The organism is Streptomyces sp. NPDC110618 (assembly GCF_055657065.1).
In genome coordinates, this window is record NZ_JBVKBN010000003.1 from 470,177 (window position 1) to 493,399 (window position 23,223).

17 protein-coding genes are annotated in these 23,223 nt (G+C 72.5%); 13 read left to right on the plus strand and 4 right to left on the minus strand.

Annotated features, from left to right (window positions below):
- Nucleotides 1-99 precede the first annotated feature (99 nt).
- From ACZ7L7_RS08630 to ACZ7L7_RS08645, 4 genes are all read left to right on the plus strand, one after another.
- On the plus strand, nucleotides 100-954 hold the full coding sequence (locus tag ACZ7L7_RS08630; RefSeq protein ID WP_285512417.1) for a hypothetical protein: 855 nt from the start codon (nucleotides 100-102) through the stop codon (nucleotides 952-954).
- 147 nt (nucleotides 955-1,101) lie between these two features.
- Nucleotides 1,102-2,046 carry an RNA polymerase sigma factor SigJ gene (gene sigJ, locus ACZ7L7_RS08635; protein ID WP_453602536.1) on the plus strand — a complete coding sequence of 315 codons (945 nt, stop codon included), beginning with the start codon at nucleotides 1,102-1,104 and terminating at the stop codon, nucleotides 2,044-2,046.
- A 124-nt stretch (nucleotides 2,047-2,170) separates the two neighbouring features.
- Nucleotides 2,171-3,367: an NAD(P)/FAD-dependent oxidoreductase gene (locus tag ACZ7L7_RS08640; RefSeq protein WP_453602534.1), complete on the plus strand. Its 1,197-nt coding sequence runs from the start codon at nucleotides 2,171-2,173 to the stop codon at nucleotides 3,365-3,367.
- Between the two features lie 224 nt (nucleotides 3,368-3,591).
- Entirely contained in the window at nucleotides 3,592-4,965 is a 1,374-nt protein-coding gene (locus ACZ7L7_RS08645) for a tannase/feruloyl esterase family alpha/beta hydrolase (protein ID WP_472075355.1), read from the plus strand.
- A 120-nt stretch (nucleotides 4,966-5,085) separates the two neighbouring features.
- Here the strand turns inward: ACZ7L7_RS08645 and ACZ7L7_RS08650 are convergent, their stop codons facing one another.
- On the minus strand, nucleotides 5,086-5,268 hold the full coding sequence (locus ACZ7L7_RS08650) for a hypothetical protein (RefSeq protein WP_093720913.1): 183 nt from the start codon (nucleotides 5,266-5,268) through the stop codon (nucleotides 5,086-5,088).
- 244 nt (nucleotides 5,269-5,512) lie between these two features.
- On the opposite strand from ACZ7L7_RS08650, the gene ACZ7L7_RS08655 reads away from it, so the two are divergent.
- Together ACZ7L7_RS08655 and ACZ7L7_RS08660 are read left to right on the plus strand one after the other, a co-directional pair.
- Entirely contained in the window at nucleotides 5,513-8,365 is a 2,853-nt protein-coding gene (locus ACZ7L7_RS08655; protein WP_472075357.1) for a DEAD/DEAH box helicase, read from the plus strand.
- Complete coding sequence (locus ACZ7L7_RS08660) at nucleotides 8,362-9,630, plus strand: SWIM zinc finger family protein (protein WP_285512422.1); 1,269 nt, start codon at nucleotides 8,362-8,364, stop codon at nucleotides 9,628-9,630. The genes ACZ7L7_RS08655 and ACZ7L7_RS08660 overlap by 4 nt, the downstream gene beginning before the upstream one ends.
- A gap of 30 nt (nucleotides 9,631-9,660) precedes the next feature.
- On the opposite strand, the gene ACZ7L7_RS08665 is transcribed toward ACZ7L7_RS08660, so the two are convergent.
- Nucleotides 9,661-10,110 carry a hypothetical protein gene (locus tag ACZ7L7_RS08665; protein ID WP_285512423.1) on the minus strand — a complete coding sequence of 150 codons (450 nt, stop codon included), beginning with the start codon at nucleotides 10,108-10,110 and terminating at the stop codon, nucleotides 9,661-9,663.
- Nucleotides 10,111-10,442: 332 nt separating this feature from the next.
- A complete protein-coding gene (gene xylA, locus ACZ7L7_RS08670) occupies nucleotides 10,443-11,609 on the minus strand; it encodes a xylose isomerase (RefSeq protein ID WP_453608339.1) in 1,167 nt (388 codons plus the stop codon).
- Nucleotides 11,610-11,868: 259 nt separating this feature from the next.
- Here xylA and xylB point away from each other — a divergent pair, with 259 nt between their 5' ends.
- From xylB to exaC, 5 genes are all read left to right on the plus strand, one after another.
- Complete coding sequence (xylB, locus tag ACZ7L7_RS08675) at nucleotides 11,869-13,314, plus strand: xylulokinase (protein WP_472075359.1); 1,446 nt, start codon at nucleotides 11,869-11,871, stop codon at nucleotides 13,312-13,314.
- A gap of 44 nt (nucleotides 13,315-13,358) precedes the next feature.
- Complete coding sequence (locus ACZ7L7_RS08680) at nucleotides 13,359-14,567, plus strand: ROK family protein (RefSeq protein ID WP_472075361.1); 1,209 nt, start codon at nucleotides 13,359-13,361, stop codon at nucleotides 14,565-14,567.
- 168 nt (nucleotides 14,568-14,735) lie between these two features.
- A complete protein-coding gene (locus ACZ7L7_RS08685; RefSeq protein WP_453608330.1) occupies nucleotides 14,736-15,338 on the plus strand; it encodes an N-acetylmuramoyl-L-alanine amidase in 603 nt (200 codons plus the stop codon).
- A gap of 97 nt (nucleotides 15,339-15,435) precedes the next feature.
- Nucleotides 15,436-16,728, plus strand: coding sequence for a GAF domain-containing protein (locus ACZ7L7_RS08690; RefSeq protein WP_285512428.1), 1,293 nt, complete (start codon nucleotides 15,436-15,438; stop codon nucleotides 16,726-16,728).
- A 165-nt stretch (nucleotides 16,729-16,893) separates the two neighbouring features.
- Nucleotides 16,894-18,417, plus strand: a complete 1,524-nt coding sequence (exaC, locus tag ACZ7L7_RS08695; RefSeq protein ID WP_093720922.1) for an acetaldehyde dehydrogenase ExaC — start codon at nucleotides 16,894-16,896, stop codon at nucleotides 18,415-18,417.
- A gap of 58 nt (nucleotides 18,418-18,475) precedes the next feature.
- Here the strand turns inward: exaC and ACZ7L7_RS08700 are convergent, their stop codons facing one another.
- The gene (locus ACZ7L7_RS08700; RefSeq protein ID WP_472075363.1) at nucleotides 18,476-20,458 is read right to left on the minus strand and encodes a protein-arginine deiminase domain-containing protein; all 1,983 of its coding nucleotides are present in this window, start codon (nucleotides 20,456-20,458) and stop codon (nucleotides 18,476-18,478) included.
- A gap of 508 nt (nucleotides 20,459-20,966) precedes the next feature.
- On the opposite strand from ACZ7L7_RS08700, the gene ACZ7L7_RS08705 reads away from it, so the two are divergent.
- Together ACZ7L7_RS08705 and ACZ7L7_RS08710 are read left to right on the plus strand one after the other, a co-directional pair.
- Complete coding sequence (locus ACZ7L7_RS08705; RefSeq protein WP_285512430.1) at nucleotides 20,967-21,728, plus strand: DeoR/GlpR family DNA-binding transcription regulator; 762 nt, start codon at nucleotides 20,967-20,969, stop codon at nucleotides 21,726-21,728.
- A gap of 83 nt (nucleotides 21,729-21,811) precedes the next feature.
- Nucleotides 21,812-23,167 carry an ABC transporter substrate-binding protein gene (locus ACZ7L7_RS08710; protein WP_285512431.1) on the plus strand — a complete coding sequence of 452 codons (1,356 nt, stop codon included), beginning with the start codon at nucleotides 21,812-21,814 and terminating at the stop codon, nucleotides 23,165-23,167.
- Nucleotides 23,168-23,223 lie beyond the last annotated feature (56 nt).

Below are 23,223 nucleotides of genomic sequence, written 5' to 3' on the forward strand. Positions count from 1 at the left end.
CCGGAAAACTGCAGCTCCGCGTGGGGTGGGGAGTCGTGACAAGGGCCTTCCCAGCGCACTAGGGTGCGCGCCGATGGACGAACCGATGGGGAGGCTGGGATGGCCGGGACGGACGAGGACGCCGTCGCCGCCGAGGACGACGCGCTCTATGTGCTGACGGCGGTGCTGCTGACACCGGCGAAGTTCCCGAGCGTGCTGGGCGACGACTACCCCGAGGCGTGCGCGGCGCTCGGCCTCGCGCCGCTGGCCGACGGCTACGGGCTGGTGCTCGGCCAGGACGGCGAGGGCGCCCGTTGGACGGTCGTCATCGACGACGTCTCGCTGGTCGCGGTCGCCATCGCGTCCTGGGACTGCGGCATGGAGTACGACCTGTCGCCGGACGAGCGCACGGTGGTCGCCGCGCTGCCCGGCTGGCCGCTCGCGGTCGCCGTGGCCGCCCCCAACGTGCCGCCGCCGCACGACCCCGAGCCCGACATCGCGGACGGCCCCCTGCTGACGCCGCCGGACACCTCCACGTGGGGCCCGGCGCAGCGCCGGCTGGGCGCGGACGAGATCGCGCTGCAGTGGGCGACGTGGCGGGAGCAGATCGACGACGCGGACTTCCCGGCCCCCGAGAATCCCAAGGGCGAGGAGGCCGGTGAGGAGCCGTCCGAGGGCGCCTCGGGCGACGGGGAGAAGCCGGAGGGGCACGCCGGTATCCGGCGGGTTCTCGCGGAGGCACGCGCGTACATCGAATCGCCGCCGCCGCTCGGCCGGGTGCGGTCCGCCTTCGCCTCGGGCGAGGCCCGCACCCTGCGCGCCGACGGCCCCGGCTGGTCCCTGGTGGCCAGAACCGACGACATCGCGTTCGTGCTCCTCGACGACGAGCCCGGTGAGGTCCTGCCGGTGGGCCGCGGCCCGGAGCTGCCCGGCCTTCTGGAGGCCCTGGACAAGATGGCGGTGCGCCCGAGCTGAGGCCGCGGGCGGAGCGGGTGCGACGGCCTCGGCGAGCAATGGCGGAGCGGGTGCGACGGCCTCGGCGAGCGATGGCGGAGCGGGTGCGACGGCCTCGGCGAGGAGTCCCTATGTGCTCGGCGCCCGGGGCCGCATAGGATCGCGTCCATGCCGTCGATCATGAGTGCAGTGGACCGGTTCGAGGCCGCGCGGCCCCGGCTGGAGGCCATCGCCTACCGGCTGCTCGGCTCGGCGGGCGAGGCGGAGGACGCGGTGCAGGAGACCTACCTGCGCTGGCAGGCGGCGGACACCGGGCGGATCGAGGTGCCCGAGGCATGGCTCACCAAGGTCCTCACCAACCTCTGCCTCAACCAGCTGACTTCGGCGCGCGCCCGGCGCGAGACGTACGTCGGCCAGTGGCTGCCCGAGCCGCTGCTCGCGGGGGACCCGATGATCGGCCCGGCCGACACAGTGGAGCAGCGCGAGTCGGTGTCGTACGCCGTCCTCGTGCTGCTGGAGCGGCTGTCGCCCAATGAGCGCGCGGTGTACGTGCTGCGGGAGGCGTTCGACTACTCGCACCGCGAGATCGCCGAGATCCTGGACATCACCGAGGCGGCCAGCCAGCAGATCTTCCACCGGGGGAAGAAGCACGTCGCGGCCGGCAAGGCGCGCACCGAGATCGACGAGGCCGCGGCCAAGCGCATCGTGGAGGAGTTCCTGGCCGCGGCGACCAGCGGCCGGACCGAGCCCCTGGTGCGCCTGCTCACCCAGGACGCGATCACCGTCGGGGACGGCGGCGGGAAGATCCCGGCCCGTACGAAGCCCTTCGAGGGCGCGCTCGCGGTCGCGAAGTTCCTGCGCGGCCTGTTCAAACCGGGCGAGGCCAAGCGTGCCCTGGTCGGCGGCGTTCCCGAGATCTACGCCACGACCGCCAACGGCGAGCCCGCCATCGTCGTGGTGGTCGAGGGCCGGGTCGTCGGGATCACCTGCCTGGAGGTCACGCCGGAGGGCATCGTGGCGGTGCGCAGCCAGGTCAACCCCGACAAGCTGGTCCGCGCCACCGAGCAGTGGGCCGCCACGGACCACCGGGAGCCCCCGCTCCTGACCCTCTGACACCCCTCCCCGCCCGATGTGACGTGGTTCACATCCTGATCCTGTCAGGAATCGGCGAGCTGCCCGGTTCAAGGGGCGACACCGCGCAGAACAGCGGTGAACCGACCCAGACAGGAGCAGTCACATGAAGCACCGCATCGTCGTCCTCGGCGCCGGCTACTCCGGAGCTGTCGCGGCCGGCCGCCTCGCCCGGCGACTGCACCGCGACGACGTGTCCGTCACCCTCGTCAACGCCGAGCCCGACTTCGTCGAGCGCGTCCGGATGCACCAGCTCGCCACCGGCCAGGAGCTCAAGGCCCGGCCGTTCGCCGAACTGTTCGCGGGCACGGGTGTGGAGCTCAAGCTCGCGAAGGTCACCGCGGTGGACGTGGACGCGAAGTCGGTGACCGTCGTCGCGGACGGCGCCGAGGAAGTCCTCGCGTACGACACCCTCGTCTACGCGCTCGGCAGCGGCTGGAACGACCAGGGGGTGCCCGGGACCGCGGAGCACGCGTACGAGATCGCCAGCAGGCCGGGCGCGCTGCGCCTGCGGGAGCGCCTGGCCTCCCTGGGCGCCGGTGAGCCCGTGGTCGTGGTCGGCGGCGGCCTGACCGGCGTGGAGGCCGCGACCGAGATCGCCGAGGCCCGTCCCGACCTCGATGTCGCCCTGGCCGCCCGTGGCGCCCTCGGCGACTGGCTCTCCGAGAAGGGCCGCGGCCACCTGCGCGAGGTGGTGGACCGGCTCGGCATCACGGTCCACGAGAACACCGAGATCGCGGCGGTGGACGCGCACCGTGTGAAGACCGCCGACGGTGCGGTCGTCCCGGCCGCCGTCACGATCTGGACCACCGGCTTCGCCGTCCACCCGATCGCTTCCGCGACCACCCTGGAGGTCACCGACCGGGGGCAGATCGTCGTCGACGACACCATGCGCTCGGTCTCGCACCCGGACGTGTACGCCGTGGGCGACGCCGCCCGGGCCATGGGCCCCGGTGACAAGCCGCTGCGCATGTCCTGCGCCTCGGGTGTCCCGATGGCCTGGCTGGCCGCCGACAGCATCGCGGCCCGCCTCACCGGCGGCAAGCTCCCGAAGAACACCGTCCGGTACTTCCAGCAGTGCATCTCGCTCGGCCGCAGGGAGGGCCTGATCCAGTTCGTCACCGCCGACGACCAGGCCGTCGAGCGCGCCCTGACCGGCCGGCTGGCCGCCCGTTACAAGGAACTGATCTGCAAGAGCGCGGCCTGGGGCATCGCCAACCCGACCATGGGCATGCCGGTCCGGCGCCGCCGGGTCGTCCAGCAGGAGCCCGTGCGCCCCGCGCGAACGGAGGCGGCGGCCTGAGGGCCGTTGCGCGGCCCCGGCCGCTTCGGGGAACAGGGACGGCAGGTTGAGCCGGGCCTTCCACCAAGGCCTGTCTCAGCCCGCCACGAAGGGCCCCCGATCCATGTGGTCCCAACCCATGGATGAGGCACAGAAGGAAACGCACCATGGGGCAGTTCCGGCTCCGCCCCACTCCCTCCCGTTGTCGCCCTGTCGACATATTCCCCTGTGCTCTGGAGGCCACAATGCGCTTGTCCCGAGGTGCCCCTCTCGCCGTGACCGCCCTGCTCGCGTCGGCACTCGTGTGGCCCGCTCCCACCGCCAGCGCCGCAGCCGGAGAGGAACACTGCGCGCGTCGGCATCAGATCCGTGTGCCGGGCGCGGCATTCCAACAGAGCGCCTGTCTCGGTGACTTGACCACGACCGGGCTCGCCGGCACCCCCTACACCGATCTCGCCGACCAGGCCGGACTGACGGCGGCCGGGACCCGCGTACCGTCCGGGGTGCCGGGCATTCAGGTCGACGGGTACTTCCCGGACTCCTCACGCTTCAACACCACGCACGGCTGGAATCACGACGCGCAGTTCGTCCTCCGGCTCCCGGACCGCTGGAACGGCGGGCTGGTCGTCACCGGGGCACCGGGCACGCGGCGCCAGTACGCGACGGACAAGGCCATCTCCGACCACGTGCTCGCCCAGGGTTACGCGTACGCGGCGACCGACAAGGGCAACAACGGCGTCGACTTCTACCGGGACGGCGTCCGGCCCGGTGACGCGGTGGCCGAGTGGAACGCCCGGACCACCCAGCTCACCCGCGCGGCCCGCAAGGCCGTGGCCCAGCGGTACGGGCGCTCCCCGAGTCGCACGTACATCACCGGTGTCTCCAACGGCGGTTACCTCACGCGCTGGCAGTTGGAGAACCGTCCGGAGCTGTACGACGGGGGCGTGGACTGGGAGGGGACGCTGTGGACCCCGCACGGCCCGAACCTGCTGACCTCCCTGCCCGCGACCGTGGCCCGCACCCTGGGCGAGGCCGGGGACGAGGACCTGTACGCGGCGGGCTTCGCGCGCGGCTCGGAATTCCTGTGGCCCTACCACGAGAAGGCCTACTGGGGTGTCACGCAGAAGATCTACCGCGCCGAGTTCGATCCGACGTACGCTCCCGGCTGCCCCGGCCCGTCCGCAGGCAGCACCCCGGAGCGGATCCTCGCCCCCTGCGCCGAGGACGCGGCCTACGACTACGCCTCCCGGCCCGCCTCCGTCCATCGCGCGGTGGCCCGGGTCGCGCTCACCGGGCGGATCGGCAAGCCACTGATCACCCTGCACGGCGACCTGGACGCGCTGCTGCCGAAGGCGGCCGACTCGGATGTGTACGACCGCATGACCGGCGCCGTGGGCAGGTCCCGGCTGCACCGGTACTACACGATCGCGGGCGGCACTCATGTGGACGGGCTCTACGACAGTCACCCCGACCGGCTGCGGCCGATCCTGCCCTGCTATCGGTCGGCCTTCGACACGTTGGTCGCCTGGGTGGAGCGGGGCGCACGCCCGCTGGCGGACCGGACCGTCGCCAGGCCGGTGGACGGCGGGGACGTCGTCAACTCCTGCACCCTCCGGTAATCGGTGCGGGGGTCTACTCCCGCGCCCTCCGGTAGCCGGTGAGGGGGCTCGACTCCCGCGCCCTCCGGTAGCCGGTGAGGGGCGGAAGAGGCCCGGCCGAGGGGCAGGGCCTCCGCCGCCTCAGCGGCCGAGCTCCTTGCGGCCCGCGCGGCGCAGCCTGCGGCGCTGCGAGGGGTCGAGTGCGAGGTACGCGGCGGCCGGGACGCCCAGGATGATCAGGAGCGCTGCCCACCAGGGCAGCCAGATGAGCAGAATGATGCCGACCGCCGCACCCCCTGCGGCGATCTTCTGGTTCCTCGTCATGTCTGTCGCCTCCTCCGCGGCGCACTGCCGCTCTCTGCTCTCAAAACGGACCCGCGCTTCCCGCGGTTCCTGTCCGCGACCCTGAGACGCCCCTGAGGTGTGCCCCCTACTGGTGCTCCCGCGTGCCCCCACCCTCCCACGGGCGTGACACGGAACACAGTCCTGCCATGCCGGATCCGGGCCGGACGTGCTGTACCCTCGGCGACTCAGCCCAGTAGTCAAATTTGAGGAATACGCCATTCCTGTGCAGACGGCTCTCCCGGCACCCCGCTCCGACCTCCACGAACTAGCCCGCTGCTCCACCGTCTTCGTACCCGGCGATCCCGCCCGCACCGGCAGGGTTGCCTTCTGGCACCCCGACGCCGACACCCCGCCCGCCGTCATGGGCGGATCGGCCGAGCACCTGACCGTGGCCGTGCCCGGCGACGGGGGCGTCGAGCGGGTGGGCGTTCCGGCCGTACTGCTGCCCGTACGCGCCGCGCTGCCGGTCCTGCTCCGTGCCCGCGCCGCGGGCGAGGCGCATCGCGCGTGCGCGTTCTGGGGCGCGGCGGCCGTGCTGGCGCTGCAACTCGCGGCGCGCGGGCTGCTGTTGCCCGGCCTGTCCCCCTCGGACCACGACGCCTGGCGCATGGGTCCTCTGAGCCGTGCGGACATCGAGCGGGTACGCCGACTGGCCGCGGCGATGCCGCCCGAGGCGCACGCCGTGCCGCTCACCGCCACGGGCCCGTTGCGGCTGCCCGATCCCGAGCACCTGCTCCGCGCCTTCCTGGACGCCGTGGCGGACACCCTGCCGCGCACCTCGGCGGCACCGCTCGTGACCGGCGCTCCCGCCTACGCCGCACCGGACCCTCAGCACCTGCCCGAGCACCGCGCGTGGGCGGCCGATGTCGCCGCGGGCCACGACGCCGGGGTGCGCCTGTCGCTGCGCGTCGAGGTCCCCGGCCTGACCGAAGAGGCCGACACGCTGGATCCGGCGCCCGCCTTCCGTGCCGTGCTCCAGGTGCACGGGGTGACCGATCAGGCGCTGGTCGCCGACGCCGCGCAGGTGTGGGCCGGGACCACCGGCTTCGGTCCCCGCGCGACGATGGACACCCTGCTGGCGCTGCGACGCGCTGTACGCGCGTGGCCGCCGCTGGCCCCCTTGCTGTCGGCCGCCGTACCGGATGCCGTGGAGCTGGCCGACGAGGAGGTCACCGACCTGCTCTCCGCGGGCGCCCGGGCGCTGGCCGCCGCCGGCGTCGACGTGCACTGGCCACGGCAGCTCGCCCGGGAACTGACCGCCCACGCGGTGGTCGGCCCGCCCGACGATGACGGCCCTTCCGGGCTGACCGCCGACACGCCGTCGTTCCTGTCCGCCGACGCGCTGCTCTCCTTCGACTGGCGGTTCGCGCTGGGCGGGCGGCAGCTCAGCCGCTCCGACCTCGACCGTCTCGCCGAGGCCAACCGGCCCCTGGTCCGGCTGCGCGACCAGTGGGTCCTGGTCGACCCCGACGAGGTGCGCCGGGCCCGCGCGCGGCAGGACCGCAAGGTGACACCCGTGGACGCGCTCGGCGCGGCCCTGACGGGTTCGGCGGAGGTGGAGGGCCGCCGGGTCGAGGTGCGGCCCACCGGATGGCTGGCGGCCCTGCGGGAGCGGCTCGCCGACCCCGAGGCGCAGGAGCCGGTGCCGCAGCCCGCGGCCCTCGCCGCCACTCTGCGCGACTACCAGCGGCGGGGCCTGAACTGGCTGGCGCGGATGACCTCCGTCGGCCTGGGCTGCTGCCTCGCCGACGACATGGGGCTCGGCAAGACCATCACGCTTATCGCGCTGCATCTGCACCGGCAGACCGACGACTCCTCGGCCGGTCCCACGCTGGTGGTGTGCCCGACGTCGCTGATGGGCAACTGGCAGCGCGAGATAGAGAAGTTCGCCCCGGGCACGCCCGTCCGGCGCTTCCACGGCTCCCGGCGCGACCTGGAGGGCCTAGCCGACGGGGAGTTCGTGCTCACCACGTACGGCACGATGCGCCTGGACGCGCCCCGGCTCGGCGAGGTGCGGTGGGGCATGGTGGTGGCCGACGAGGCACAGCACGTGAAGAACCCCTACTCGGCGACCGCGCGGGAGCTGCGTTCCATCGGCGCACGCGCGCGTGTCGCGCTGACCGGCACTCCGGTGGAGAACAACCTCTCGGAGCTGTGGGCGATCCTCGACTGGACGACACCGGGACTGCTCGGCCGGCTCGGCACCTTCCGCACGCGCTACGCGCAGGACGTCGAGGGCGGTCAGGACCCGGCCGCCGCCGAACGGCTCGCCCGCCTGGTCCGCCCCTTCCTGCTGCGCCGCCGCAAGTCGGACCCGGGCATCGCGCCGGAGCTCCCGCCGAAGACCGAGACGGACCGTGCGGTGTCGCTCACCGCGGAGCAGGCCGCGCTGTACGAGGCGGTGGTGCGCGAGACGCTCGCGGAGATCGCCGAGGCCGACAGCATGGCGCGGCGCGGGCTGATCGTGAAGCTGCTGACAGGCCTGAAGCAGATCTGCAACCACCCGGCGCAGTACCTCAAGGAGGAGCGGCCCAGGATCGCCGGACGCTCCGGGAAGCTGGAGCTCCTGGACGAACTCCTGGACACGATCCTCGCCGAGGAGGCGGGGGTTCTGGTCTTCACCCAGTACGTGCGCATGGGCCGCCTCATCGAGCGGCACCTGGCGGAGCGCGGGGTGCACGCCCAGTTCCTGCACGGCGGTACGCCGATCGCCGAGCGGGAGGAGCTGGTGCGCCGGTTCCAGGACGGTGAAGTGCCCGTGTTCCTGCTGTCGTTGAAGGCGGCGGGGACGGGGCTGAACCTCACGCGGGCCGAGCATGTCGTGCACTACGACCGCTGGTGGAACCCGGCCGTGGAGGCGCAGGCCACGGACCGCGCGTACCGGATCGGTCAGACGCGGCCCGTGCAGGTGCACCGGCTGATCGCCGAGGGGACCGTCGAGGACCGCATCGCCGCCATGCTCACCCGCAAGAAGGAGTTGGCGGATGCCGTGCTGGGCTCCGGGGAGGCGGCGCTGACGGAACTGACGGACGCGGAACTGGCCGATCTGGTGGAGCTGCGAGGGGGCGCGCGATGAATCGCTACGACGGTGACGAGAGCCTGGAGCGCACGTTCGCGGCGCTGCCGCCCGCGCGGGGGAAGGGATTCGCGCGGACCTGGTGGGGTCTGGCGTGGCTCAAGGCGCTGGAGGACTCCGCGCTGGACAACGAACAGCTCAAGGCGGGCCGCAGGCTCGCCCGCGCGGGCGGTGTGGGCGCGGTGTCGGTGCGCCCGGGACGCGTCACGGCCGTGGTCCAGGACCGCGACCGCACCCACCACCGCGCCGACGTCCTGCTGGAGGAGCTGTCCGAGGACCAGTGGGACCGGTTCCTGGGCATGACGGCCGAGCGGGCCGGGCATGTGGCGGCGCTGCTGGACCGTGACATGCCGCCGCACCTGGTCGAGGACGCCGCGGTCACCGGCGTCGAGTTGCTACCGGGCATGGGCGAACTGCAGGCCGAGTGCGACTGCGGGGCATGGGACCACTGCGCGCACACGGCAGCCCTGTGCTACCAGGTGGCGCGGCTGCTGGACCATGACCCCTTCGTGCTGCTGCTGTTGCGGGGACGGAGCGAGAAAGCCCTGCTGGAGGACCTTCAGGCCCGCAGCGCACGCGGCGCCGCTCCGGCCGAGGCGGTATCCGAGCCGGAGGGCGTGGACGCGGCGGAGGCGTTCGCGGCCGGGGACATCCTGCCGCCGCTGCCGGACCTCCCGGAACTGCCCGAGGAGCCGGGGGTGCCGCCCTCGCTCGACACGGAGACCCCTCCCCCGGCGGGCACCGACCCCGCCGCCCTGGAGTACCTCGCCGCGCGCACCGCGGCGGAGGCCCACCGCCTGCTCGTGGACGCCCTGCGCGCGGACCCGCACTCCCGCGCGGAGGACATCCCGCTCGCGCGGGACGCGGTCCGGCTCGCCCTAGGCGCTCCCGACCCGGCCGTGGCCGAGCGCCTCGCCGAGGGTTCGGGGCGCGACCGGGAGCAGTTGGACCTGGCCGTACGGGCCTGGCGGCTCGGCGGAGCGCCCGGGCTCGCCGTACTGGAGGAGGAGTGGGCCGTGACCGGGGAAGCGCTGGCACGCGCGCGTGCGGCACTGGACGCGGCCTGGGACGAGGAGGAGCGGCCGACGCTGCGGGCGAGGAGCAACCGGTGGACGGCGGTCGGCGCCCCGGCCCAGGTACGGCTGGGGCGCGACGGCCGCTGGTGGCCGTACCGCAAGGAGCGGGGCCACTGGGTGCCGGCCGCGGGTCCGGCACAGGACCCGGCCACGGCACTGGCCTCGGCAGGGGGGCCGGCCGAGGGATGAGCGGGGCGCCACACGCGCGTGGCGCCGTGCTCAGGGCAGTTCCACGTCGCCGATGTCCGGCAGCAGCGACTCGATGTCACTGGGCAGGTCGCTCGGCAGTTCGCTGGGGAGCCCGCTCGGCAGCTCCGACGGAAGGGACGAGGGCAGTTCGCTCGGCAGTCTGCTGGGCAGCTCGGTCGGGATGCTGAAGGACGGCTTCGGGGACGCGCTCTCGCTGCTGGGGGAGGGCGACTTCGGGTCGTCGCTCCCCGAGTTGAGCAGCACCACCAGGGCGACGGCCGCGCCCGCCACGAGCACCGCGAGCAGGGCGAGGAGAAGTCCCCGCCGCCTCGGGCCCTCGGGCGGCGGGCCGCCGTAGGTGGGTGAGCCGTCGTCGGGCGGCGGCCCGAAGCCGTTGGGCGGTGGTCCGTATCCGCCGCCCGGGGGCGGCGTGTCACCCGGCGTACCGGGCGGCTGGGGAGGTACGGGCGGGATGGCCATACCTCCCAGGGTCACCTCCCGACGGGGCTCGTGCGAGCCAGTCGCGGCAGTTGGTACCGGCCCATGTCACGGACCGCACGGTTCCGCCGTATGCACCGAAGCACGGCCCCGCGCACGAGACGCTCACCCGCTCGTAGCGCCCCGCGCGCGGGACCGTACGCGCGCGTGCCCGCTCAGCCGCACACCCCCTCAAGGAGTCCGTCCTCAGCCGCACGCCCCCTGAAGGTGGTCCGCCCTCAGCCGCACGCCCCCTCAAGGTGGTCCGCCCTCAGCCGCACGCCCCCTCAAGGTGGTCCGCCCTCAGCCGCACGCCCCCTCAAGGTGGTCCGCCGTCAGCCGCGCGCCCCCAGGAGGTGGTCCATGGCCAGCTGGTCGAGCCGCTCGAAGGCCATGCCGCGCGCGGCGGCCACCTCGGCGTCGAAGTCCTCGAACGCGGCGCGGTCGGCGAGCAGGGCGTCGAGGCCGTCGGCGGCCGTGGGCTGGGCCAGCTCGTCCAGGCGCGAGGCCCGCAGCGCCTCCTGGACCTCCGGGTCGGCGCGGAAGGCCGCGGCGCGCTCCTTGAGGATCAGGTAGTTACGCATGCAGCCCGCGGCCGACGCCCACACGCCGTCCAGGTCCTCGGTGCGCGGCGGCTTGAAGTCGAAGTGCTTCGGGCCCGCGTAGCCCGCGCTCTCCAGCAGGTCGACGAGCCAGAACGCGGCGCGCAGATCGCCGGCGCCGAAGCGCAGGTCCTGGTCGTACTTGATGCCGGACTGGCCGTTGAGGTCGATGTGGAAGAGCTTGCCCGCCCACAGGGCCTGGGCGATGCCGTGCGGGAAGTTCAGTCCGGCCATCTGCTCGTGGCCGACCTCCGGGTTGACGCCGTACAGCTCCGGGCGCTCCAGGCGCTCGATGAAGGCGAGCGCGTGGCCGACGGTGGGCAGCAGGATGTCGCCGCGCGGCTCGTTCGGCTTGGGCTCGATGGCGAAGCGCAGGTCGTAGCCCTGGGCGGTGACGTACTCGCCGAGCAGGTCGAAGGCTTCCTTCATGCGGTCGAGCGCGACGCGCACGTCCTTGGCGGCGCCGGACTCGGCGCCCTCGCGGCCGCCCCAGGCGACGTAGGTCCTGGCGCCCAGCTCCACCGCCAGGTCGATGTTGCGGATCGTCTTGCGCAGGGCGTAGCGGCGTACGTCGCGGTCGTTGGCGGTGAAGGCGCCGTCCTTGAAGACGGGGTGTGTGAAGAGGTTCGTGGTGGCCATCGGCACGGTCATGCCGGTGGCGTCCAGGGCCTGGCGGAAACGCTTGATGTGCGCCTCGCGCTCGGTGTCGGAGGACCCGAAGGGGATCAGGTCGTCGTCGTGGAAGGTGACGCCGTAGGCGCCGAGCTCGGCCAGGCGCTGCACCGTCTCGACGGGGTCGAGGGCCCGGCGGGTGGCGTCGCCGAAGGGGTCCCGTCCCTGCCAGCCGACGGTCCACAGGCCGAAGGTGAACCTGTCCTCGGGGGTGGGCTGGTAGTTCATGCCGCGGCTCCTTGCCTGCTGCGTATTGCTTGCTGCGTATTGCTTGCTGCCGTTGGGTGGGTCGGTCGCCCGCGGGGCGCCTGAAGCCGTTCCGGCTCCCTCACGGCTATTTCGTCATGGCCGTTTACAAATTAGTATGCCGACGCGTCCCTGGGAAGAGAACAGGTGTCCCCGGACGAGAGACGTGCCCCACGCGGGGCACCCCCGCACCCCGCCGCCGCCAGTCGGCGCAGACCGAGCCGCAACAAGGAGAGCCCCGATGTCAGCAGCCGAAGGACCGCTCGTCGTCGGCGTGGACACGTCCACCCAGTCCACCAAGGCCCTCGTCGTGGACGCGGCCACCGGACGGGTCGTGGCCAGTGGCCAGGCCCCGCACACGGTGTCCTCCGGGGCGGGCCGCGAGTCCGACCCCCGCCAGTGGTGGGACGCCCTGTGCGAGGCGCTGCGCCAGTGCGGTGAAGCGGCGCGCGAGGCGGCGGCCGTGTCGATCGGCGGCCAGCAGCACGGTCTGGTCACGCTGGACGAGCGCGGTGAGCCGGTCCGCCCGGCCCTGCTCTGGAACGACGTCCGCTCCGCGCCCCAGGCCCGCAGTCTCGTCGACGAGCTGGGCGGCCCGAAGGCCTGGGCGGAGCGCACCGGCAGCGTGCCCGGCGCCTCCTTCACGGTGACGAAGTGGGCGTGGCTGGCCGAGCACGAGCCGGAGTCCGTCCACGCCACCAAGGCGGTACGGCTCCCGCACGACTACCTCACCGAGCGGCTGACCGGCCAGGGCACGACCGACCGCGGCGACGCCTCCGGCACCGGCTGGTGGGCGTCCGGGACCGAGGCGTACGACGAGGAGACCCTGGCGCACGTGGGCCTCGACCCGGCGTTCCTGCCCCGTGTGGTCCGCCCCGGAGAGGTCGCGGGCACCGTGCGCGAGCACCACGACCTGCCGTTCTCCAAGGGCACCCTGGTCGCCCCCGGTACCGGCGACAACGCCGCCGCCGCTCTCGGTCTGGGCCTGCGCCCGGGCACCCCGGTGCTCAGCCTCGGCACCTCCGGCACGGTGTACGCCGTGTCCAGGCACCGCCCCGCCGACCCGTCGGGCACGGTCGCGGGCTTCGCCGACGCGCACGGCGACTGGCTGCCGCTCGCCTGCACGCTGAACTGCACCCTTGCGGTGGACCGGGTGGCGGCGCTGCTCGGCCTGGACCGGGAGGCGGTGGAGCCCACCACCGAGGTCACGTTCCTGCCCTTCCTGGACGGCGAGCGCACCCCGAACCTGCCGGCCGCCTCCGGACTGCTGGTCGGCCTGCGCCACGACACGACCCCCGGTCAGCTCCTCCAGGCCGCCTACGACGGCGCCGTGCACTCCCTGCTCGGCGCCCTGGACCTGGTCCTAGATGCGGACGCGGACCGCTCGGCTCCCCTGCTGCTGATCGGCGGAGGGGCGCGCGGCACGGCCTGGCAGGAGACCGTGCGCAGGCTGTCGGGCCGTCCCGTGCAGGTGCCCGAGGCCAAGGAACTGGTGGCGCTGGGCGCCGCGGCGCAGGCGGCCGGCCTGCTCACCGGCGAGGACCCGGCCGCGGTCGCCCGGCGCTGGAACACCGCCGCCGGCCCGGTGCTGGAGGCCGTGGAGCGGGACGAGGCGGCCCTGGCGCGGATCGCCGGGGTACTCTCCGACGCGGCCCCACTGCTGGAGCGGGTGCCGCGCGCCCGGTGAACGGGGCGCGGCGACCCACACACCGACCGAGGACTGACGGAGGCATGACCGCACCGCTGCACGAGCCCCAGCCGCCCCGTCCCGGCCGCGCGCTGCCCGACACCCAGCAGGGCATGCGCCGCCGCAACCTGGCGCGGGTGATGCACACCGTCAGCGCGGAGGGGACCCTCTCCCGTGCGGCCGTCGCCTCCCGGATCGGCCTCACCCGTGCCGCGGTGTCCACCCTCGTGGACGAGCTGATCCGCTCCGGCCTCATCGAGGAGCTGGGCCCGGAGCGGCCCGGCCGCGTGGGCAGGCCCGGCTCGGCCCTCGCGGTCAGCGCGCACGGCCCGGCCGGTATCGGCGCGGAGATCGGCGTCGACCACCTCGCGGTGTGCGCGGTCGATCTGCGCGGGTCGATACGGGCACGGGCCGTACGGCACGGCGCCAACCGGGGACGCGCGGCGGAACCGGTGGTCCGTGAGCTGACCGAGCTGGTGCGACGGGTCGTCGCGGAGGCGGAGTCGGAGGGGCTGCGGCCCGCGGGGCTCGCGGTGGCCGTGCCCGGTCTGGTGGCCCGCGACGGCCGTACGGTCGTGCGCGCGCCCAACCTCGAATGGCACGACGTCGACCTCGGGGCGCTGCTGCCGGACGATGTGCCGCTCACCGTGGACAACGAGGCGAACTTCGGCGCCCTGGCCGAACTCTGGCTCGGCGACAGCACCCCCCGCGACTTCCTGCATGTGTCGGCGGAGATCGGCATCGGTGCCGCCGTCGTGGTGGAGGGACAACTGCTGCGCGGCACCCGGGGATTCGCGGGCGAACTGGGTCATGTGCCGGTCCGGCCGGAGGGGCCCGCGTGTCCGTGCGGGGGCCGGGGCTGCCTGGAGCAGTACGCCGGCGAGGAGGCCGTCCTGCGGGCGGCCGGGCTGGAGCCCGGCGAGGACCGCGTCGGGCTGCTCGCGGGGCGGGCGGCCGACGGGGATCCGAAGGTACGCGGGGCGCTGCACGACGCCGGGTCCGCGCTCGGCATCGCCCTGACCGGCGCGGTGAATCTGCTGGACCCCGACAGCGTGGTGCTCGGCGGGGCACTGGCCGGGCTGGCGCCGTGGCTGTTGCCGTCGCTGGAGGCGGAGTTGGCGGGACGGACAGCGGGTCCGGCCTGTCCGGTGGCCGTGTCACGGCTCGGCTCCGAGGGGCCGCTGCTGGGGGCCGCGCACTGGGTGGTGCGCGGGGTGCTGGACGATCCGGCGGGAGTTGCCGCGAGGGTGTGAAGGGCTGGAGCCCACTCAAGCACTCACCCACACGAGTGCCCGAGTTGTCCACAACCCACGACCCGTCCACGGAACTTGATCGTCGCCCCCGCCCAACCCCTCCCCGACGTACGGTGATTCACGCGAGGGCCCCCGCTCCCCGATCACCGACCGAGAGGCACCACCCGTATGGAACGGGCACGATCACTGACCAGCAGACGCCGGCTGTTGCGGGGCGCAGCCCTCGCCGCCGTGCCCTACGCCCTGCTCCCGTGGCCGCGGGCGGGCGCGCACGTCCAGGCTCCCGACCACCCCACCGCCGAGTGGCAGCCGGCGAGCGCCGCGAACTACACCCGGGCCCGCCGACCCGCGCAGTACAGCATCGACCTCGTCATCATCCATGTCACCCAGACCCGCTACTCCCAGACCCTCAACGTCTTCCGGAACCCGAGGAAGAAGGTGTCCGCGCACTACGTCGTCCGCTCCGGCGACGGACATGTGGCGCAGTGCGTCCGCGAGGCGGACGTGGCCTGGCACGCGGGCGACTGGGAGCACAACACACGCAGCATCGGCATCGAACACGAGGGCTGGGTGGACGAGCCCGGCTATTTCACCGGTGCCCTGTACAGGCGTTCGGCCGCGCTGACCGCGGCGATCTGCGCCCGGCACGGCATCCCGACGGACAGGAGGCACATCATCGGACACCACGAAGTGCCCGGCACCGACCACACCGATCCCGGGCCGCACTGGGACTGGGAGCGCTACATGACACTCGTGGAGGCGGCCATGTGATGGCGAGGGCGGCAACGGCCCCGTGTTCGAGGCGAGCGGCCCGTCGTTCGGGTGACCGACGTCGAAACGGTTGTCAGCGCGTATACCCGGAGTGACGATGTCCCCCAGCCGCATCGCGTCCCGGGAGGCCGAGTTGACCGATCCGTGGGTGGCCCTGGAGCCGGGGGCCGACCCTGCCGAGCGTGCGCGGGTGCTGCGCCGCGCGCATGAGACGTTCACCGCGGCGGGCACCGTGCCGCAGCCGGTGCGCTCCGTGGTGGCCGACTCCTGGCGGCGTTCCGCGAGAGCGGGGGTCGGGCCGGACGGCACGGCGAGTGTGGAGCTGGCCGACGGTGACCTCGGCGCCTACCGCGCGGAGCATCCGCTGGCCCGGGTGATGCCCCTGATCAGGGAGCTGATGGGCTCGTTCGCGGCGGACGGGGAGCATCTGCTCGCGGTGTGCGACGAGCACGGCAGACTGCTGTGGGTCGAGGGGCACGCCACGACTCGGCAGCGGGCGGGGCGGATGAACTTCGTGCCCGGGGCGCGGTGGTCGGAGGCGGCGGTCGGGACGAACGCGCCGGGCACGGCGGTGGCGGTCGACCGGCCGGTGCAGGTGTTCGCGGCCGAGCACTTCATCCGGCGGGTGCAGCCGTGGACGTGCGCGGCGGCGCCGGTCCACGATCCGCGGACCGGGCGGGTGCTCGGGGCGGTGGACATCACCGGCGGCGACGGTCTGGCCCATCCGCACAGCCTGGGCTTCGTACAGGCCGTGGCGCGGGCGGCGGAGTCCCAGCTGGCGCTGCTCGCCCCGGCGGGCCCGACGGAGGACCGGCACGAGCTGTCCGCCCTGGGCCGGGACGAGGCACACCTGGTCACCGGTGGCCGCCGGATCCGGCTCAGCCGACGGCACAGCGAGATCCTGGTGCTGCTCGCCCGCCATCCGGAGGGACTGACCGGGGACGAGCTGCTGTGCGCGCTGTACGAGGACGAGACGGTCACACCGGTGACGCTGCGGGCGGAGCTGGCGCGGCTGCGGCGGATCCTCGGGCCGGGGCTGCTGGCCTCGCGACCGTACCGGCTCACCGCGCCGGTCGAGTCCGATGTCGCCGTCGTGGAGCGGCGGTTGGCCGTGGGCGCGGTCAGCGCCGCGGCGACGGCGTACGCGGGTCCGCTGCTGCCCGGCTCGCAGGCGCCTGCGGTGGCCCGGATCAGACGGCGGCTCGCGGACGGGCTCCGGACGGCGCTGATCGCCCGCCGGGACCCCGACCTGCTGGCGGACTGGGCGCACGCGCCGTGGGGCGAGGACGACCTGGACGTTTGGCGCGCCCTGGCCGCCGTACGCCCGACGGCGGCCGTCCGGGCGCGGCTGGCGGCGCTGGAACAGGAGCTGAGCGGGATCGCGGGGTAGGCGGCGCGCCCACGGCGCCGGATCCCGCTCCCCTTCCGCCCTTCCCCACGCACAAGATCCTCTCTCCCCCGCGCACACGCAACGTCGTTGCAACGTCCCCGTCCCTAGCCTCCCGCCAGGAGCTGTCCAACGGCGGGCAGCGCTGTTGCGAGGAGGCTGGCCGACATGACCCGTTACGCGGCACCCGGGACCGAGGGCGCGATCGTCTCCTACCAGGCGCGGTACGACCACTTCATCGGTGGTGAGTACGTGCCGCCGCTGAAGGGGCAGTACTTCGAGAACCCCTCGCCGGTGAACGGGCAGCCGTTCACGGAGATCGCGCGAGGTACGGCGGAGGACGTGGAGCGGGCGCTGGACGCGGCGCACGCGGCGGCCCCTGCCTGGGGACGTACCTCGGCGACCGAGCGCTCCGACATCCTGCTCAAGATCGCCGATCGGATGGAGGCGAACCTGGAGCGTCTCGCGGTCGCCGAGAGCTGGGAGAACGGCAAGCCGGTGCGGGAGACGCTGGCGGCCGACATCCCGCTCGCCATCGACCACTTCCGCTACTTCGCGGGCGCGATCCGCTCGCAGGAGGGCACGCTCGGCGAGATCGACGACGACACGGTGGCGTACCACTTCCACGAGCCGCTGGGTGTGGTCGCGCAGATCATTCCGTGGAACTTCCCCATCCTCATGGCCACGTGGAAGCTGGCCCCGGCGCTGGCGGCGGGCAACGCGGTGGTGCTCAAGCCGGCCGAGCAGACCCCGGCCTCGATCCACTACTGGCTGAGCCTGGTCGCCGATCTGCTGCCGCCGGGTGTGGTGAACGTGGTGAACGGCTTCGGCGTGGAGGCGGGCAAGCCGCTGGCGTCGAGTCCGCGGGTGGCGAAGGTGGCGTTCACGGGTGAGACCACGACCGGCCGCCTGATCATGCAGTACGCCTCGGAGAACATCACCCCGGTCACCCTCGAACTCGGCGGCAAGTCACCGAACATCTTCTTCGAGGACGTCTGGCGCGCGGACGACGACTTCCGGGACAAGGCGCTGGAAGGGTTCACGATGTTCGCGCTGAACCAGGGCGAGGTGTGCACCTGCCCGTCCCGGGCACTGGTCCAGCGGGGCCACTACGCCGAGTTCATGGAGGCGGCGATCGCCCGCACCGAGAGGATCAGGACCGGGCATCCGCTGGACACGGACACGATGATCGGCGCGCAGGCCTCCAACGACCAGTTGGAGAAGATCCTCTCCTACCTCGACATCGGCCGGCAGGAGGGCGCGAAGGTCCTCACCGGCGGCGAGCGCATCGAGCACGACGGCGAACTCAAGGGCGGCTACTACGTCCAGCCGACGATCTTCGAGGGCCACAACCGGATGCGCATCTTCCAGGAGGAGATCTTCGGCCCGGTGGTCTCGGTGACCTCGTTCGACGACTTCGACGACGCCATCAAGATCGCCAACGACACGCTGTACGGGCTGGGCGCGGGCGTGTGGACCCGGGACGCCAACACGGCCTACCGCGCGGGCCGCGCGATCCAGGCGGGCCGGGTCTGGACGAACTGCTACCACGCCTACCCGGCGCACGCGGCGTTCGGCGGCTACAAGGGCTCGGGCATCGGCCGTGAGACGCACAAGATGATGCTGGAGCACTACCAGCAGACGAAGAACCTGCTCGTGTCCTACTCCCCGAAGAAGCTCGGATTCTTCTGAGGCTTCTTCCACGGCCCAGGGGCGTCCGACGGGCCCGTGCCCGTCGGACGCCCCGCCCTCAGCGCCGGATTCCGCTCCAGGGCAGGCCGTTCCGCGACCCCCACCAGGGCGCGGACATGTCGCGCAGCGTGTTCGTGCCGCAGTGGATCTCGCCCTGCCCGAGGTGGTAGGTGAACCAGTCGTCCAGGTACGACACCCGCATCCCGGCCCGTCGGTACACGTCGGTCACGGCCTCGGTGAAGATGTCCTTGCCGTTGATCACGGGACCCCACTGGCGTGGGGCCAGGTAGCGGTCGCGGGCGACGACGATGCCGTTGACGGCGCCGGGAATGTACGCGCTGGTCTGCACGGTCGGCTCGGCGGCGGCGCGCTCGCCCTGCTCGCCCCGAGCGCTCCACTTCTGCTGGCCGTGCTCCTCCAGCCGGTCCATCAGGGGCGTGTCGGCTCCGAGCCGGGTCAGACGGGGCACGGGCACGCCGTCCCGCTCGCCCACGGGCTGGCGTTCACGGACGTAGAGGGCGGGTACCCGCACGATCTCGTCGTCGGTGACGCCGGTCTCGCGCTTGAGTATCGCCAGGTTGGCCGCGATGCGTTCGGCGGCCAGCTTGTTGTCGGCCAGCAGGTCGCGGTTGGCGAGGGCCTCGTCGATGGTCTCCCTGGGCGCGGGCATGCCCTGTTCGCGCGGCACGGAGAACATCTTGGTCCGGCCGTGGCCGTCGCGCTGGGCGTCGCGCAGGAGTTGGAGCCCGGCGTCGGGATCGGCGATGCCGATGCGCCAGCCGCGCGGGGTGTCGGCGGGCAGGAACTGCACGAACTCGTCGACATGGCCGACGCCGAGCCAGGAGGTGTCCAGCAGCAACGGGTCCTGCATGCCCTGCGACTTGAGCAGCTTGGTCACGGCCTTGGAGGGCCTCTCGCCGCTGTCCTTGCGCCAGCCCTGGATGACCCGTCCGGCCGGGTAGGAGCGGTCGCCGAGGGTGTAGGGCGGGATGGTCTCCAGGTTGCCCATGGAGTTCAGCGACCAGTCGTCCGGCTCGCCCCGGTCGAAGGCCTGGACGACGCCGATGTCCCGGCCGCGCACCTTCTCGAAGAGTTCACGGCCCGCCTCGCGGCCCGGCTGGTCGGAGCGCAGCATCACGCGCATCGTCTGCCGCCGTCCGCGCGGCCCGGTCATGCTGACGTAGGCGGGCTCGAAGAAGTCCTGCGCCCAGATGTCGCCGTACTTCTCGAAGGTCACCAGTGGTCGGGTGATACCGGCCGCCTTGACCTGCTTCTCCAGGTCCTTGACGAACTTGCGCTGGATCTCGTTCCAGTCCCCGGCGCCGCGCAGCTTGGTGACCATCATCTGCTGGGCGTTCTGCAGGTGATGGTGGGTCAGCAGCGGTGCCACGCGCAGGGTGACGGAGTCGGTGGTGGTCTGTCCGCCGGAGGTGACGCTCAGCCGGATGACGGCGCGGCCGTCCCACTTGGCGCTGTCGCGAATGACGTCGGTGGCCTCGACGCCGAACTCGGCACCGGAGCGCAACTCGGCGGCACTCAGCCGGGTTTGGCCGGTCACCAGGACCCACTTGCCGTCCCGCTTGAGGAAGACGCGGGTGTGCTCGGCGCCGGTGGTGACCTTGACGCTCCCCTGGGCGCCGGAGGGCACGTCGGGCATCGGCACGGTGCGCACACGGGCCAGGTCGGCGGTGTCGGCGGTGCCGTTGACCTTGGTGTCGGAGGCGTCGTTGCAGGCCACGAGCTTGGCGTCGGACAGCGGTCTGCCGCCTGCGCCCTTGACGGGGCAGCGCTTGGTGTCGTCGTCGATGTTGGGCAGGTAGACCGCCCCGCGCCCGACGGTCCAGGTGTCCTCGCCCGCCCGGTCGGTGTCGCCGCTGACGTCGACCCGGCCGTCACGGTTCACGTCGGCCCGCAGATCGGCCCGTACCGACGGTTCCGCGGCGAGGGCCGGGTGCGGTCCGGCCAGGACGGATCCGGCCGCGGCCAGGGCGAGGATCACGGGTCCGGCGGGGTTCGTACGTGAACGCGTACGTCGGCGCACAATGCGTCCCTTCTCGTGGAAGTCGTAAGAGCTCGTGAAAGTCGTAAGAGCTCGTGAAAGTCGTAAGAGCTCGTGAAAGTCGTAAGAGCTCGTGGGAGTCGTAGAAGCTCGTGGAAGTCGTTGAAGATCGGATGGATCGGATGGGTCGGACAGGGTGTGTCGCCGTGCAAGAGAGCAATGAGGGCGGGTGCGTTCCCCCGTGCGGCACTCCGGTCCACGCGCGTTGCGTTCGACCGACCGGATCAGGACAGACGCAAGCGGGCAGCGTTCGGGCACGGATCCACGGCCGAGCGGGCAGGAGACGCCCGTGCCCCGGGGCCCGCTGAGGCCTCACGCTGGGCCTCCCCCCCTGAAAAGCGGGCATATTCGGTCATCGGCGGCGCTACGACGAACCTGGTCAGTAGTGGCCGGCGCCGGTAGAAATTTGGCCACCGAAACCCGACGGGACGGGTTGCGGGAAAGCACCGGCGCGGGATCGCGCACAGAGCCGTGAAACGGAGGTGTCGCCGTGGACGCCGATGAACGAAGACGCGGGATTCTGGAGACGGCACGCCGTTCTGGATCCGTGGATGTCGGAGAACTCGCAGCCGACCTCAAGGTCTCCCGGGAGACCGTGCGACGTGATCTCAACCTGCTGGAACGACACGGACTGGTCCGCCGTACCCATGGCGGGGCCCACCCCGTGGAGAGCGCGGGCTTCGAGACCACGCTCGCCTTCCGCACCACCATGCACGTCCCCGAGAAGGCCAGGATCGCCGCGGCGGCGGCACAGCTGCTGGGCGACGCCGAGACGGTCTTCATCGACGAGGGCTACACCCCGCAGCTCATCGCCGCCGCGCTCCCCCGCGACCGGCCGCTGACCGTCGTGACCTCCTCACTGGCCACCGCCGGTGCCCTGGCGTCCGCGGAGAACATCTCCGTGGTGCTGCTCGGCGGCCGGGTGCGGGGCGGCACGCTGGCCACGGTCGACCACTGGGCGACCCGTATGCTGTCCGGCTTCGTCATCGACCTGGCGTACGTCGGCGCGAACGGCATCTCCCGCGAGTACGGGCTCACCACCCCCGACCCCGCCGTCAGCGAGGTCAAGACCCAGGTGCTCAGGGCCGCCAGGCGCCGGGTCTTCTCCGGAGTCCACACCAAGTTCGGTGTGGCGAGCTTCTGCCGGTTCGCCGAGGTCACCCAGTTCGAGGCGATCGTCACCGACACCGGGCTGCCCGCCTCCGAAGCTCACCGCTACTCCCTGCTCGGCCCCGAGGTCATCCGGGCCTAGCCGCAGTCAACTCCCCGATTTCCGCACCCCCGTAGGTCAGGGGGTCTGGTTCCGCACGCCCGAAACATCCCCTGGAGTCAGTCATGCGCACTCGAAGAATGATCCACGTCGCCGTCACCGCCGCGGCAGCGGGCTCCCTGCTCGTCGCCTGCAGCGGCGCGGGCGGCTCCTCGACCTCCGGTGGGGACGGCGAGTCCATCAACGTGCTCATGGTCGGCAACCCGCAGATGGAGGACATCGCCAAGCTGACGAAGGACCACTTCACCAAGGAGACCGGCATCGAGGTGAAGTTCACGATCCTTCCCGAGAACGAACTGCGCGACAAGGTCACCCAGGACGTCGCCACCCAGGCCGGCCAGTACGACGTCGCCACCATCGGCGCCTACGAGGTACCGATCTGGCACAAGAACGGCTGGCTGCACGAGCTGAGCTCCTACGCCGACAAGGATGCCAAGTTCGACAAGGCCGACCTGCTCAAGCCGATGGTCACCTCGCTGTCCGGCACCGACGGCAAGCTGTACGCCCTGCCGTTCTACGGCGAGTCGTCGATGCTCATGTACAACAAGGAGGTCATGGAGGCCAAGGGCATCAAGGTGCCCGAGCGTCCGACCTGGCAGCAGATCGCCGACATCGCGGCCAAGGTCGACCGCGCGGAGCCGGGAATGCGCGGCATCTGCCTGCGCGGCCTGGCGGGTTGGGGTGAGCTCGGCGCCTCGCTGACCACCGTGGTCAACACCTTCGGCGGCACCTGGTTCACCAAGGACTGGAAGGCGCAGGTCGACAGCCCGGAGTTCAAGAAGGCCACCAACTTCTACGTCGACCTGGTGCGCGAGCACGGCGAGGCGGGCGCGGCCCAGGCCGGCTTCACCGAGTGCCTGAACGCCATGAGCCAGAAGAAGGTCGCCATGTGGTACGACGCGACCAGCGCGGCCGGTTCGCTGGAGGACCCCAGCTCCAGCAAGATCGCCGGCAAGGTCGGCTACGCGTACGCGCCGACCGTGGAGACGCAGAGCAGCGGCTGGCTGTGGAGCTGGGCGTGGGCCATGCCCAAGACCACGAAGAAGGCCGACGCCGCCTCGAAGTTCATGCTGTGGGCCTCCAGCAAGGAGTACGAGAAGCTGGTCGGCGAGAAGCTCGGCTGGTCGCGGGTCCCGGCCGGCAAGCGGGCCAGCACGTACGCGCTGCCGGAGTACAAGAAGGCCGCCGCGTCGTTCGGTGAGATCACGCTGAAGTCCATCGAGCAGGCCGACCCGGCCAACCCCGGTGTGCAGCCGCGCCCGACGGTGGGCGTGCAGTACGTGGCCATCCCCGAGTTCCAGGACCTGGGCACCAAGGTGACCCAGGAGATCTCCGCCGCCATCGCCGGAAAGACCAGCGTGGACAAGGCACTTGAGGACGGCCAGAAGCTCGCCGAGGACGTCGCGAAGAACTACCAGTAGCCCCCAGTGCCGCCCGGCCGGGAGACCTCCTCCCCCGGCCGGGCCCCTTTCCCACT

Excerpts from the sequence above, each read along its gene's own strand:
- ACZ7L7_RS08630 (WP_285512417.1), top strand. The coding sequence starts at position 100 with ATGGCCGGGACGGACGAGGACGCCGTCGCCGCCGAGGACGACGCGCTC.
- sigJ (WP_453602536.1), top strand. The coding sequence starts at position 1,102 with ATGCCGTCGATCATGAGTGCAGTGGACCGGTTCGAGGCCGCGCGGCCC.
- ACZ7L7_RS08640 (WP_453602534.1), top strand. The coding sequence starts at position 2,171 with ATGAAGCACCGCATCGTCGTCCTCGGCGCCGGCTACTCCGGAGCTGTC.
- ACZ7L7_RS08645 (WP_472075355.1), top strand. The coding sequence starts at position 3,592 with ATGCGCTTGTCCCGAGGTGCCCCTCTCGCCGTGACCGCCCTGCTCGCG.
- ACZ7L7_RS08650 (WP_093720913.1), bottom strand. The coding sequence starts at position 5,268 with ATGACGAGGAACCAGAAGATCGCCGCAGGGGGTGCGGCGGTCGGCATC.
- ACZ7L7_RS08660 (WP_285512422.1), top strand. The coding sequence starts at position 8,362 with ATGAATCGCTACGACGGTGACGAGAGCCTGGAGCGCACGTTCGCGGCG.
- ACZ7L7_RS08665 (WP_285512423.1), bottom strand. The coding sequence starts at position 10,110 with ATGGCCATCCCGCCCGTACCTCCCCAGCCGCCCGGTACGCCGGGTGAC.
- xylA (WP_453608339.1), bottom strand. The coding sequence starts at position 11,609 with ATGAACTACCAGCCCACCCCCGAGGACAGGTTCACCTTCGGCCTGTGG.
- xylB (WP_472075359.1), top strand. The coding sequence starts at position 11,869 with ATGTCAGCAGCCGAAGGACCGCTCGTCGTCGGCGTGGACACGTCCACC.
- ACZ7L7_RS08680 (WP_472075361.1), top strand. The coding sequence starts at position 13,359 with ATGACCGCACCGCTGCACGAGCCCCAGCCGCCCCGTCCCGGCCGCGCG.
- ACZ7L7_RS08685 (WP_453608330.1), top strand. The coding sequence starts at position 14,736 with ATGGAACGGGCACGATCACTGACCAGCAGACGCCGGCTGTTGCGGGGC.
- ACZ7L7_RS08690 (WP_285512428.1), top strand. The coding sequence starts at position 15,436 with ATGTCCCCCAGCCGCATCGCGTCCCGGGAGGCCGAGTTGACCGATCCG.
- exaC (WP_093720922.1), top strand. The coding sequence starts at position 16,894 with ATGACCCGTTACGCGGCACCCGGGACCGAGGGCGCGATCGTCTCCTAC.
- ACZ7L7_RS08710 (WP_285512431.1), top strand. The coding sequence starts at position 21,812 with ATGCGCACTCGAAGAATGATCCACGTCGCCGTCACCGCCGCGGCAGCG.